At 33.8% G+C, this 13988-nt stretch carries 12 protein-coding genes; 3 read left to right on the forward strand and 9 right to left on the reverse strand.

Annotated features, from left to right (window positions below):
* Positions 1 to 224: 224 nt before the first annotated feature.
* Positions 225 to 908: a YczE/YyaS/YitT family protein gene (locus tag AC5LAX_RS07880; RefSeq protein ID WP_018999274.1), complete on the forward strand. Its 684-nt coding sequence runs from the start codon at positions 225 to 227 to the stop codon at positions 906 to 908.
* A gap of 102 nt (positions 909 to 1010) precedes the next feature.
* Complete coding sequence (locus tag AC5LAX_RS07885; protein WP_288909270.1) at positions 1011 to 1586, forward strand: HD domain-containing protein; 576 nt, start codon at positions 1011 to 1013, stop codon at positions 1584 to 1586.
* Between the two features lie 65 nt (positions 1587 to 1651).
* Here the strand turns inward: AC5LAX_RS07885 and AC5LAX_RS07890 are convergent, their stop codons facing one another.
* The 9 genes from AC5LAX_RS07890 to agaF form a co-directional block, all read right to left on the reverse strand.
* Positions 1652 to 2935 carry an adenylosuccinate synthase gene (locus AC5LAX_RS07890; protein WP_118035722.1) on the reverse strand — a complete coding sequence of 428 codons (1284 nt, stop codon included), beginning with the start codon at positions 2933 to 2935 and terminating at the stop codon, positions 1652 to 1654.
* 42 nt (positions 2936 to 2977) lie between these two features.
* On the reverse strand, positions 2978 to 4273 hold the full coding sequence (gene purB / locus AC5LAX_RS07895; protein ID WP_015562021.1) for an adenylosuccinate lyase: 1296 nt from the start codon (positions 4271 to 4273) through the stop codon (positions 2978 to 2980).
* Between the two features lie 244 nt (positions 4274 to 4517).
* The gene (gene dnaB, locus AC5LAX_RS07900) at positions 4518 to 5855 is read right to left on the reverse strand and encodes a replicative DNA helicase (RefSeq protein WP_008539154.1); all 1338 of its coding nucleotides are present in this window, start codon (positions 5853 to 5855) and stop codon (positions 4518 to 4520) included.
* A 13-nt stretch (positions 5856 to 5868) separates the two neighbouring features.
* Positions 5869 to 7848 (reverse strand): Lon family ATP-dependent protease, encoded by a 1980-nt coding sequence (gene lonC, locus AC5LAX_RS07905; RefSeq protein ID WP_167625303.1) that lies wholly within the window; start codon positions 7846 to 7848, stop codon positions 5869 to 5871.
* A gap of 9 nt (positions 7849 to 7857) precedes the next feature.
* The gene (rplI, locus tag AC5LAX_RS07910) at positions 7858 to 8301 is read right to left on the reverse strand and encodes a 50S ribosomal protein L9 (protein WP_008539152.1); all 444 of its coding nucleotides are present in this window, start codon (positions 8299 to 8301) and stop codon (positions 7858 to 7860) included.
* Positions 8273 to 10282, reverse strand: a complete 2010-nt coding sequence (locus AC5LAX_RS07915) for a DHH family phosphoesterase (RefSeq protein WP_015562025.1) — start codon at positions 10280 to 10282, stop codon at positions 8273 to 8275. The genes rplI and AC5LAX_RS07915 overlap by 29 nt, the downstream gene beginning before the upstream one ends.
* 11 nt (positions 10283 to 10293) lie before the next feature.
* A complete protein-coding gene (locus AC5LAX_RS07920; protein WP_026296936.1) occupies positions 10294 to 11247 on the reverse strand; it encodes a YybS family protein in 954 nt (317 codons plus the stop codon).
* A 134-nt stretch (positions 11248 to 11381) separates the two neighbouring features.
* Positions 11382 to 12536, reverse strand: a complete 1155-nt coding sequence (nagA, locus tag AC5LAX_RS07925) for an N-acetylglucosamine-6-phosphate deacetylase (protein ID WP_115150799.1) — start codon at positions 12534 to 12536, stop codon at positions 11382 to 11384.
* On the reverse strand, positions 12529 to 12957 hold the full coding sequence (gene agaF, locus AC5LAX_RS07930) for a PTS galactosamine/N-acetylgalactosamine transporter subunit IIA (protein ID WP_018999268.1): 429 nt from the start codon (positions 12955 to 12957) through the stop codon (positions 12529 to 12531). The genes nagA and agaF overlap by 8 nt, the downstream gene beginning before the upstream one ends.
* 362 nt (positions 12958 to 13319) lie before the next feature.
* On the opposite strand from agaF, the gene AC5LAX_RS07935 reads away from it, so the two are divergent.
* Positions 13320 to 13865, forward strand: coding sequence for an NADH peroxidase (locus AC5LAX_RS07935; protein WP_008539147.1), 546 nt, complete (start codon positions 13320 to 13322; stop codon positions 13863 to 13865).
* Positions 13866 to 13988: the final 123 nt, after the last annotated feature.

The following is a 13988-nucleotide window of genomic DNA, read 5'->3' on the forward strand; positions in this document are numbered from 1 at the left end:
AGCACTAAATTTTAATAGTGCTGTTTTTTTATATTTTTTTATCTATCTTCAATTTAATAAGAAAATTATTATTAAACTTATATGATTAAATAATAATATAGTTAATAAATTTAAACTATAAATATATAGATTTTAATTATTATAAACTATTGAAAAATTTTTTGTTTAGTTTTAAAATAATTAAATAGTTAAGTAATAATATAATACAAGAAAGGAAAATTTACATGATAAAAAGATATGGTATTTTTTTAATTGGACTTACATTTATGTCTTTAGGAATTGTTTTAATCATCAAATCAGCGTTAGGGACTTCTCCAATTTCTAGTGTACCATATGTATTGAGCTTGGCATTGCCATTTACAGTTGGTCAATTTAATTTTGCAGTTAGTTCATTGATGTTTATTTTACAACCTATTATTTTACGCAATAAATTTGAATGGGTACAGATTTTACAAGTGCCAATGACTTTTATTTTCTGTGCGTTTATTGATTTATTTATGTATATATTTAGTTGGCTCCATCTTCAAGCTTATTATCAACATATTTTAGTATTGTTAATCGGTTGTATTTGTATGGGAATAGGTGTTACATGCCAATTATTAGGACGTGTGGTTATGCTTCCTGGTGAAGGTTTAGTAAATGCGATTGCTACTCATTGGAAATTAGACTTTGGCAAGATAAAGGTTATTTTTGATTGGTCACTCGTTGCTATAGCTGGTGGATTATCATTATATTATTTTGGCACTATTGAAGGAATACGAGAAGGAACACTTGTTTCAGCTTTTGCTACAGGGTTATTAGTAAAATTCTTTATGAATATGCTTTTGAAATTTAGAGTGAAGAGATTTGGGCAATTAAGACAGCAATATAAAATGGAAAAGTTAAAATCAAAAGGAAATAAAGTATAATCATTTAGATAAACTTTTTTATTTTTTTAGAAAATAGTGGTAAACTAAAATTAAAATTCTTATTAATTTTATACATAATAAAGAGAAGGGCTGATTTTGATTATGGGTAAAATGTTGACAAGACAAGAAGCTTGGGAATTATTGACAAGATATACAAAAACTCCTAGCTTACAAAAACATGCATTGGCAGTAGAAGCTGTAATGAAGCATTTTGCAAAACTAAATAATGAAGATGTAGAAAAATGGGGAGTAGTGGGTTTACTTCATGATTTAGATTATGAACAATTTCCTGAAGAACATTGTCATAAAGTTGTAGAAATCATGCAAGAAGAAGGAATTGATGATTTTTATATTCATGCAGTATGTAGTCATGGTTATGGCATATGTTCTGATGTGAAACCGGAACATATCATGGAAAAAGTGTTATTTACTATAGATGAATTAACTGGACTTATCAATGCGCTTTGCTTGATGCGACCTTCAAAAAGTGTATTAGATTTAGAAGTAAAATCAGTTAAAAAGAAATTTAAAGATAAATCATTTGCCTCTGGTGTAAATCGTCAGATTATAAAAGATGGCTGTGAAATGTTAGGTATGAGCTTAGATGAAGTCATCAAGGAAACTATTGAAGGCATGAAGACTGAAGCAGAAGCTATTGGCTTAAAAGGTAATCTATAAAATTTTAATTAATAATATAAAAAAGCCTAGAGAACTTAATCTCTAGGCTTTTGTTGTATCATTAATTAAAATACATCATGAAGAATGATTGTCTGGTCACGGTTTGGACCTACGGAAACAAATCCAAGACCAATACCTGTAACCTGCACCATTCTTTCTAAATATTTACGTGCATTTTCTGGTAAATCTTCATATTTTCTGATGCCAGAAATGTCTGTTTTCCAACCAGCGAATGTTTCATAAACTGGTTCTACATTTGCAAGAACTTTTAAGCTTGCAGGCATTTCATCTAAGATTTCACCATTGTATTTATAAGCTACACACATTTTGATTTCATCGAAAGTATCGAGGATATCAAGGCGAGTAACTGCCATATAATCAATACCACTGAGGTAACCTGCATAGCGAACTACGCAAGCATCAAGCCAGCCAGTACGACGAGGACGACCTGTAACTGTACCATATTCATGACCGCAATCACGGATTTTATCGCCGATTTCGTTGAGCTGTTCAGTTGGGAAAGGACCTTCACCAACGCGAGTGCAATATGCTTTTACGATACCTACTACTTTATCGATTTTGTTAGGGCCTACACCAGCACCGGAGCTTACGCCACCAGCTGTTGGATGAGAAGCGGTAACATATGGATAAGTACCATGGTCGATATCAAGCATAGTAGCTTGAGCACCTTCAAACATTACTTTTTTACCAGCATTGATTTCTCTATTTAAGAATGCGGAAGTATCAATTACATGTTTTCTGAGTTTTTCAGCGTAACCGAGATATTCAGTGCGAATATCTTCATAGTTTAATGGTTCTTTACCATAGAGTTTTACAAGCTCACGATTTTTAGTTTCAAGAGCTGTTTTTAATTTTTCGCTGAATGTTTCTTCATCAATTAAATCACAAACGCGGATACCAATACGGTTATCGCGGTCCATATAGCATGGGCCAATACCACGTTTAGTAGTACCGATTTTTAATTCGCCTTTGTTTTCTTCTTCAAGACCGTCCATAAGACGATGGTAAGGCATTACAACGTGAGCACGATTAGAGATACGTAATCCGTCAACAGAGTAACCATCTTTTTTTAGAGCTTCCATTTCTTGAAGGATTACTTCAGGGTCAAAAGCTACACCATTTGCAATCACACAAATTTTATTATCATAGAGCATACCAGATGGCATGAGTCTTTGTTTAAATTCTTTGCCGTCTACTGTAACAGTATGACCTGCATTACTACCACCTTGATAACGTACAACTATATCAGCTTTTTCTGCTAAATAGTCTACGATTTTACCTTTACCTTCATCACCCCATTGGGTACCAGTTACAACAACTGTTGACATAAGAAAACTTCCTCTCTATTACTCAAGTTTAATATTAACTGCTTATTCAATACCGAAACGAGCCATAATCATGTCTACATTGCGTAAGAACCATTGATAATCGAAGCAGTTGTCGATTTCTTCTTTAGTGAGATATTTTGTGATATCTGGGTCTTTTTCTACATTTGTGCGGAAATCTTCGCCTTTGAGCCATCTAGCCATAGCATTTCTTTGAACCCATTTGTAAGCATCTTCACGAAGTACGCCTTTGCTTACAACAGCGAGCATGATGCGTTGGCTGAAGATAAGACCGCCAGTTTTGTTAAGATTTTCCATCATAGCTTCTGGATAAACGAGAAGTTTATCTAAAAGATTTGTTAATTTACGGCAGCAGTAATCAACGTTGATAGTGCTGTCGGGTAAAATTACGCGTTCAACGGAAGAATGGGAAATATCGCGTTCATGCCAAAGAGTGATATCTTCCATAGCTGCAATAGCGTTACCACGAACAAGGCGAGCCATACCGGAGATACGTTCACCAGTGATTGGATTACGTTTATGAGGCATAGCAGAAGAACCTTTTTGACCTGGTTGGAAATATTCTTCAACTTCACGGATATCAGTACGTTGAAGGTTACGTAATTCTGTAGCGATTTTTTCAAATGTGCTAGCTACAATAGCAAGAGTAGTCATATATTCTGCATGGCGATCACGCTGAATAACTTGTGTTGCAAGTTTTACAGGTTCAATGCCAAGTTTTTTGCAAGTGATTTCTTCAATACGAGGGTCAATATTGGAATAAGTACCTACAGCACCAGAAAGTTTACCAACAGCAACAATTTTTTTAGCGTGTTCAACACGTTCGATATCACGGCAAACTTCATCATACCATAAAGCAAATTTTAAACCGAGAGTCATTGGTTCTGCATGGATACCATGAGTACGACCAATGCAAACAGTGTGTTTATATTTTTTAGCTTGACGTTTTAAAACATCACGTAAATTTTTGAGGTCTTCTAAAATAAGCTCAGCGGATTTTTTCATCATAATGCCGAGTGCTGTATCTTTTACGTCGCTGGAAGTTAATCCTTTATGGATATATTTAGAATCTTCACCAACGTATTCAGCAACGTTAGTTAAAAATGCGATAATATCATGATTAGTAACTTTTTCAATTTCTTTAACGCGTTCTAAGTTAAACTGTGCTTTTTCACGAATATTTTTAGCAGCTTCTACAGGAATTTGACCAAGTTCTGCCATAGCTTCACAAGCTGTAATTTCAACTTCAAGCATTACTTCAAATTCGTGTTGGAGAGTCCAAATTCTTCCCATTTCAGGATTGGTATAGCGTTCAATCATTTAAAAATTTCCTCCTCATATTTAAAACCAGCATAAATTTTCTACTGATAACAGCAAAAAGAACTCAAATAGACACTATGTCAAGGATTTGAGTTTTATTTGTAAAATCTATATGTAGCTTTTACCTTCATATAATAGCATTTTATGTACTTTAGTGTCAATGAAAATGGGGATTATAAGTTTACGATACATATGTGCATAATAAAAAGCTATATTAATTTTACGATTAATATAGCTTGTTTTGTTAAATATTATCTTGAGTACGAAGTAAATCTGCAAATTTTGTAAATTCTTTATGGAAGAATAATTGAACAGTATCAACAGGACCATTACGATGTTTTGCGACAATGACATCAGTTATATTTTTATTTTCTGTTTCAGCATTGTAATAATCTTCACGGTATAAAAACATAACGATATCGGCATCTTGTTCTAGTGAACCAGATTCACGAAGGTCACTGAGCATAGGTTTTTTTATCTGTCTTGACTCTACGCTACGAGAAAGCTGAGAAAGTGCAATTACAGGAACATTGAGTTCACGAGCTAGAGATTTTAAAGAACGAGATATCTCAGAGATTTCTTGTTGTCGATTATCGCCATTTTTATTTGCTCTACCTTGCATTAATTGCAAATAGTCGATTAATACCAAGCTTAAACCTTTTTCTTGTTGAAGTCGGCGAGCTTTGGAGCGAAGTTCCATGATGCTGATACCAGGAGTATCATCAATATAAAGTGGTGCTTTAGAAAATTTATCAGCAGCGGCAATTAATTTTTGCCAATCTTGTTCATCTAAATCACCGACGCGTAATCGTTGAGACTCGACAAGCCCTTCTGCACAGAGCATACGTTGCATTAATTGTTCTTTGGACATTTCAAGAGAGAAAAAGGCTACAGGTTTATTTTCTTTTAAAGCAACATGAGAAGCTATATTTAAAGTAAAGGCTGTTTTCCCCATACTAGGTCTGGCAGCTACTAAGATTAAATCAGAAGGTTGAAGCCCTGCGGTGAGTTTATCTAAGTCTTTAAAGCCAGTGGATAAACCTGTTAGACCACCTTTTGATTCATATAGATTTTCAATTTTGCTAAAAGTATCAATGACAATTTGATTAATAGGTGTGAAATCGCCAGTTTTGCGATTGGAAGCGATTTCTAAAATCATTTTTTCGGCTTTATCCATGATGCTATCAGCATCATCAGCACCTTCATAACCCATAGCAGCAATGGCTGTAGCTGTATTGATGAGATGACGCATGAGAGCCTTTTCTTTGACTATCTTAGCATAAAAAACTACATTTGCAGCTGTAGGTACAGTATTGGCAAGTGCAGTAACAAAGGCAATACCGCCAACTTTTTCTAATTGATTTGTTTTATTTAATTGTTCAATGACAGTTAAATTATCGACTGCCTGATTGCGATTGGATAAATCAAGCATTGCTTCAAAAACAATGCGATGAGCCTCGCGATAAAAATCCTGTGGATTTAAAATTTGAGCAGATTCAGCAATAGCTTCTTTAGAAATGAGCATAGCACCTAAAACAGCTTGCTCAGCTTCTATATTTTGGGGAGGTACTCTATCTATCAAAAATAATCACCTCTTAAATTTTATCAAAAGCGAATGCTAAAGCTTCTTGTGCTGTTTTAACAGGATGTACTTTTAAGCCATGTAAATCAGGAGGGATATCTTTAGCATTTTCTTCAGGAATAATCAAGGTCTTGATGCCAGCTTGGCTAGCACCATAAGCTTTTTCAAAGACACCACCTACAGGACGAACTAATCCTTGAATAGAGATTTCACCAGTAATGGCGATATCCTGACGAATTGGTTTTTGGGTAATAGCAGAAATCAAAGCTATTAAAATCGCTGTTCCAGCAGATGGTCCATCAATATTACCGCCACCGATTATATTGATGTGAATATCATAATCATGGATATCTTCATTTGTGAGTTTGCGCACAACAGCAGCAGCATTGAAGACAGAGTCTTGAGCCATAGAGCCAGCTGTTTGATTAAAACGCAAGATACCTTTACCTTTTTCATGAGCTTTAAAAGCGATAGCTTCAATTTCGATAACAGAACCAATGAAACCAGCAACGCCTAAGCCAAAAATTTTACCAATCTCACTAGTGTCAGAAGCTTTTTTAGTGATAAATGGTGTTAAGCGACTTACTTGAGCTACAGTATAGATATCTTCTTTAGTGATTAATATATTATTCATATCATTTTCTTGGCGAACGAGAGCATTACTGTAAGCATCAGCTAAGATATTGATAGCTTTACGTCCTTCAATTGTATATTCACTGATAATCTGGGCTACTTCATCATCTAATTTAGCATTTAGTTTATGAGCAGCATTTAAAACTATAGTTTCAATATGTTTTGGAGTCAGTGGTTCAAAATAGATTTCAGCACAACGAGAACGAAGAGCTGGATTTAAATAATAGCTATCGCGAGTGGTAGCTCCAATTAAAACGAAATCAGCAGGCGCACCTTCAGTGAATAATTTTTTGATATATTCTGGTACATTAGGGTCGTTTGGCTCAAAATAAGCAGAGTCAAAATAAGCGCGCTTATCTTCAAGGACTTTTAATAATTCATTTTGTAAAGTATCATCAAGTTCCCCGATTTCATCAATGAATAAAATACCACCGTGAGCATCTGTAACAAGCCCTGGTTTTGGTTCAGGAATACCGCTGTCGGCTAAATCTCTACGAGCTCCTTGATAAATAGGGTCATGAACAGAACCGAGTAGAGGGTTGGCTATACCTCTAGGGTCATAGCGAAGTGTAGTGCCGTCTGTTTCCACAAAAGGTGCATCAGCATTAAATGGTGTATGTGGCTGAGTACATGCTTCTTGAAGTACGAGCCTTGCAGCAGTTGTTTTCCCTACGCCAGGAGGACCATAAAGTATTAGATGTTGAGGATAAGGTGAGCTTAATTTTGCTTTTAAAGCTTTAATAGCTCTTTCTTGTCCTATAATTTCAGATAAATTTTCTGGTCGTAACAATTCCATGATGGATTTTGTTAGATGAATTTTATTTTTATCTTCTAGCTGTTTTAGTTTTGCTAATGATTGAGAAGACTCTTTAAGAGAACTTTCTTCTTTAAGGATTTGTTTTTTTATATCGAAAATATAATCTTGGTGATTTTCTTCCATCTTCGCAGATATGCGTTTTTCTAATTCATCTTCAAAAGAACGACGTGCCATGATATTGGCTAAATAATCCATCATTTCTTTTAAAAGTGTAGGAATTTCATCATCTTTAGGCAATTTATCTAAAGTAGGGTTTTCATAAACTATTTTTTGCAGACCTAAGATACGTTGATTGCGGTTATTCGAGCGAATTAGCGTTAAAGCTTCTAATTTACTCGCTTTTAATACAAGACGGTCAGCACCTTCGATATCGACTAAGATATCATAAAGAGCATCAATATCATGGTCTATAGGTTCAACTACGATTTCTTCAGGAGAATTTTCAACTTTTGTAGCAGAAATATTAGGCTGCTGTAATTTTACAGCAGCCTTAGTTGTTCGAGATTTTTTTTTAGATTTGAAAAAACGAGAAAATATACTCATAATTGCCTCTTATTTTTCTACAACGTGTACAGTGATTGTACTTGTTATTTCAGGGTGAACTTTGATTGTTGCAGTGTAATCACCGAGACAAGTTATATTTTTTATATCGATTTTGCGTTTATCAATATCAATATTGTGTTTTTCTTTAAGTGTTAAAGCAACATCTTTACTTGTAACAGAGCCAAATAAACGACTGCCTTCGCCAACGCGAACAGGAATAGTGATTTCTACTTGGGATAATTGGGAAGCCATTAAACGAGCTTCATCACTAGCTTGTTGTTTTTTGCGTTCAGCAGATTTTTTCTGAGCTTGAGCTACATTTATATTTTGTTTAGTCGCTTCTACTGCATATTTTTTAGCGATGAGGAAATTTCTACCATATCCTTCAGCAACTTCTACGATATCGCCTTTTTTACCAACTTTTTTAAGATCTTGCAACATTATTACTTTCATTCTTATCAGCCTCTTTCATATATGACAATGTAGTATTTACTACATCTTGTTTTAATTCTTTTAAAGGTCTATTTTTTACTTGGGAACCAGCCACATTTTGATGACCGCCACCACCAAATTGTTCCATGATAACTTGGACATTGATTTCACCAGTAGAACGAGCGCTTACACCAATGACATTATCTTTTAAGCGGAAAAATACAATACTTACGCGTACATTTTCAATTCCCAATAAATCATCAGCGATTTTTCCTGATATAGCTTGAATACTATTAGCATTATCAGGGCAAACTGCTACAACTAAGCCTTCAGGATAGAAAACAGAATTAGCAATAGCAGTACATTCAGCAAGATTAGTTTCATAATCTGTGCGGAATAAATAATGAACTACTTCAGGGTCAGCACCACAACGACGTAAATGCGATACAGCATCAAATGTACGAACACCAGTATTGACACGGAAGTTTTTCGTATCGACAACTATACCAGAATAAAGAGCAGTAGCTTCTAAACGTGATAACTTGATATTTTCATTGAAATACATCAATAATTCAGTTACCAATTCGCTTGTAGAAGAAGAATATGGCTCAATATAGATTAATAATGCATTTTTGATTACATTTTCAGAACGACGATGATGGTCGATTACAATGACATTATTTATTGATTGCAATAAATCAGGACTAGCCACAAGATGAGGTATATGTGTATCGACTACGAATAATACAGGATTTAAAGCAGTCATTGCTAGCGCTTCTTTTTGCGTGATAAAGAGATTTTCAAAGTCTTTATCAGTTTTGCAAAGACTGATTAATTTATCTACACCTTCATTCATATCACTTAAAATGATATAAACAGGTTTTCCCATTTGACGAGCCATACGCGATACACCTATGGCAGAGCCTAAACTATCAAAATCTTCATTGTGATGTCCCATGACAAACACAACATCAGCAGCTTCCATGCGTTCAAAAACAGCATGAGCGACAACGCGAGCTTTTACACGGGTATGTTTTTCTACAGCTTTGGATTTTCCACCAAAGAATTGAACTTTACCATCTAAGTCAACAGCTACCTGGTCCCCACCTCTACCTAATACTAAATCAAGATGAGATTGAGCAAGAGCACCTAGTTCTTCCATAGAAGTTTTTGGTCTGCTTTGGATTAAACCGATACTCAAAGTAACAGGGAATTTGTTATCGCCGTGAAGATTGCGAACCTTGTCTAAGATATCGAATTTTTCACTGACAGCTAAATCAAGAGCATGGCGCTCTAAGATGATTACATACATATCATCAGAGATACGACGAAGTAATCCACCTAGAGAATGAGACCATTTATCTAAAAGACTATTGACTTCAAATAAGATAGATGTACGTTGAGCTTCACTTAACCCTTGCATAACGTCATCATAATTATCTATTTGGATATAGCCAAATACCATAGTACGCATAGCTGTATCTAATTTAAAACGTTCATATTCTGAAATATCATAGATATATAAAGTCATTAAATGGCTATCGTCATCAGTATTTACTGGTCGATAGATTACCATGTAGAATTTATTATCTTGAGAAAAGATATATTGACCATTGCGGTTCCAAATATTATCGATAGGAATGTTTGGCCAAATATCAGTTATAAAAGAACCTATTTCAGGTGGTTGCTTGAGCCAGCGTTCTAATTCATGATTATACCATTCTAAACGTAAATCTTTATTGATAACCATGATTACTTGAGGTAATTGTTCCAAAGCATAATTAGATAATTCATTTACATTTTTAATGACATTTTCATAGTAAGCTTTTAGATTTTTGCGTCGTTCAATACTGCGTTCTTTTAGATAAAAGAATAAACATATCCATAAAACAATACCGCCACTAAATATATACCAATTGTATTGAAATAATATGACTAATAATATCAAAGAAACTATTAAAGTAACACATATATCAATCCAAGTGGATAATTTATTAGGCATAAAATTACCTCCTAAACATCATTGCTATTTTTGAATTTCTTTCGATAATCAAAAATCATATCAAAGAAGCCAGCAAGAGCAATGATTTGAGCAATTATCATGTTTAGACATAACATAATGATAATGAAAATCCAAACAGCAGTTGGCCAATTTTTTAATTTATAAAAAAATCTTATGACAGATAAACCTTGTACTAAACCTAAGACATTAGCACATAAATAAGTGTTTAGAGCAATTTGATAAAGTAGAGTAATACTGCGAGTATCGCCCCAATACATGCCGATTAAAGAAAAGGCATATATATATATGAAAACTTTAGGGAAACGCCATAATCTAAATGGTGGCAAAGAATTAATATTTGTAGTTCCCAAGCGTTTTAATAAAAAAGAACTAGCAATATAATTAATCACTAATTTTATTACAGCATTTAAAATAAAAATCATAGGTAAGACAAGCGCAAGAGTTTCTATTAAATGCTGAGTTTGTCTTTGTGCATCAATCATAGCTTCGGAAGTTATGCCCATAGAATTAAACATTTCATTTGTATCAAGCATAGCTGTTTTAAAAGCATCTAATTGGTCTACAAATAAATTTATACCTGTGAGATAGAAGGTACATATTAAAAATAGACATACACCAATGATTGAAGCTACAAAAGATGTAGCAAAAATCTTTACAGCAGACCAACAATGATTATAGCCAAAACCTAAAGTTAAAGCTAGAGGCACTGAACCTAGAACAAGTGGTATGGCAGTAACAGGTGTTAAAAATACACATAATAAAATACTAGCAATTAAAGCACTAAATATACCATATTTAAGATTATGTTTGGCTGTAATAATTGTAATAGGTAAAGTCCAAAATAAAATAATAAAAGGTATATAAATTCCTGCCATAGCAATGATTACTGTTATAGCAGTCAATAGGCTACTTTCAGTTAAGGGTCGTAGCTTAGTATTTTTCAAAAAAAAATCCTTTCATTAAGAGATAGTTTAATAATTGATAAACCTTAATTCTTAATTATAATATAAAAACTATATTACTGCAAAAACTAAAAACACTTTCTAAATAAAAATTAGAAAGTGTTTTTTATTAATTGTTAAGCTTTAAATACACATTTTCCATCGAGCCAAGTTTCTTTAAGTTCATAATCAGGAGTTATGATAAGGAAGTCAGCTTTTTTACCAATGGCAATGCTACCAAGTTCATCATCAACACCGAAGCGTTTTGCTGGATTTAATGATGCCATATTAACAGCATGAATAGGATTTTCATGTAATTCTAAAATGAGGCGACGAACTTCTTTTAAAAGAGTTGTTGTACTGCCAGCGAGATTACCACTATCAATGCGAGCAATTCCATCTTTTACATTAAATGGTAAAGTGCCAAGCATATAGCGACCATCTTTTAAGCCAGTGCCTTGAATTGCATCACTTACGAGTAAAGCTTTATCTTTTGGTTTATTCTGTAAGAGAATTTTCATAGCTGGTAAAGAAACATGAATACCATCAGCAATGAGTTCGGCATATACATCATTGCGAGTCATGATAGCACCTAATAAATTAGGATTGCGATGATGGAGTTGTTCCATAGCACAGTAAGTATGAACACCAGCATCAGCACCCATATCAAAACAAGCACAAGCTTCTTCGTAATTTGCACTGCTATGACCTAAGGAAACTTTGATTTTTAAATCTTGTGTTATCCATTTAGTGAATTTTGGTGCATCTTCTTTTTCAGGTGCAATGATAATGGATTTTACAGTGTTATATTCAGCCATTTTTTCGATTTCTTCTTTATTTAATGGGCGAATATGTTCTTCAGGGTGAGCTCCTTTGTGTTTGCTTGTGATATAAGGTCCTTCAATGAACATACCAAGAATACGAGCACTATTTAATGTATCTTTACATTCAGCTACATTGGCAATAGCTTTATAGATATCTTCAAGTGGAGCTGTTACTGTAGTTGGCATCCATGTAGTAGTACCTTGAGTTAAAAGATAATCCCCAATGCTTTTTAAAGCCTCTGGAGTGGAGTCCATAGTGTCATGACCTACAGCACCATGGATATGAGTATCAATAAGACCTGGAATAATGAATGCATCATTATATTCTTTTACAGGAATATTTTCTTTTTCAACGTTTTCTTTAGAGAAAAATCCAGCAAATTTATTATCTTCAATGACTAGATATTTGTTGCTTTCAATAAAATCAGCAGTGAAAATTTTTTGAGCCTTAATAGCAATTTTAGTCATTAAGAACACTTCCTCGATTTTTTTTATTCTGAGAACGAGATTGGAATACTTGAATTCTGGACTGATGACTATCAACTAAAATTTCAGATAAACTTAAAGCTGTTTGATTAGCTCTGCTAAAGAGTGCTTCTAATAAAACAGGAACATTAGTTCCACTGATAACCTTACTATTTGGTAAATGTGTAGATAAAATAACACTTTGATTAAAAGGTGTACCGCCTGCTATATCTGTGCAGAAAATAATATCAGAACAATTTAAACGTTCAACAGCTTCTTGTAATTGTTTAGCTAATTCTGTATTTGTAGAACCGATAGGAAAATCAATCGCTTCAAATTTATCTTGTTTGCCAGCAATAACTTCAATAGATGAAGCAAGGCCAGATGCAAAGTTACCATGTCCTGTAACTATAATACCTATCAACAAAAAAACCTCCCTGGAGTGAATATCCTCATATTTTAAATTCTTTGTATATTAATTGTATCATAAAATAAGTATATCTACAGTTTATTTAATGTATTTTTTTAAGTATATAACTAAATGATAATAATTATTAAAAAGTAAAAAAAAGCTATAAAAAATTAATTTCATTTAGTAAAACATAGGATAATGAAGAATATAAAAGAAAATAGGAGAAAAAAGGAGATAATATGGAATTTTTAGCGTTTGATTTATTGTTAGTATAATCATATAATATACACATAAGGAACAAACAATATTGATAAGGAATTAGAAATTATCAATTTATTTAATGTGTATATATCTAAGTATTGGAGGAATTTATAATGAAAAAATGGGTTTGCAGTATTTGTGGTTATGTATATGAAGGTGAAAGCGCACCAGAACAGTGCCCAATTTGTAAAGCACCAGCAGATAAATTTGTAGAACAATCCGGTGAATTAGTATTCGCTGACGAACATCGTGTAGGCGTAGCAAAAGGTGCTGACCCTCGCATTATCGAAGGTTTACAGCAGAACTTCACTGGCGAATGCACAGAAGTTGGTATGTACCTCGCTATGAGCCGTGTTGCTGAACGTGAAGGTTATCCTGAAATCGCTGATGCTTACAAACGTTATGCTTTTGAAGAAGCAGAACATGCTGCAAAATTTGCTGAACTTCTCGGTGAAGTTGTAACTGACAGCACTAAGAAAAATCTTGAACTCCGTGTTGCTGCTGAACATGGTGCATGTGCTGGTAAAAAAGAACTTGCTACTTTAGCTAAAGAACTTGGCTTAGATGCAGTTCATGATACAGTTCATGAAATGGCTAAAGACGAAGCTCGTCATGGTTGTGGCTTCAATGGTCTTTTAAAACGTTACTTCGGTAAATAATTTGATATAGATAGGATTATTAAAAGAGTATGGTGTAAGTGACATGCACCCAAAATATTGGACATATTAATTAAGCTACTAATTGAGACTTAGTTCTGTATTCTACGGGACTAAGTCCTTTTA

The sequence above is a fragment of the Megamonas sp. genome, from assembly GCF_986095205.1.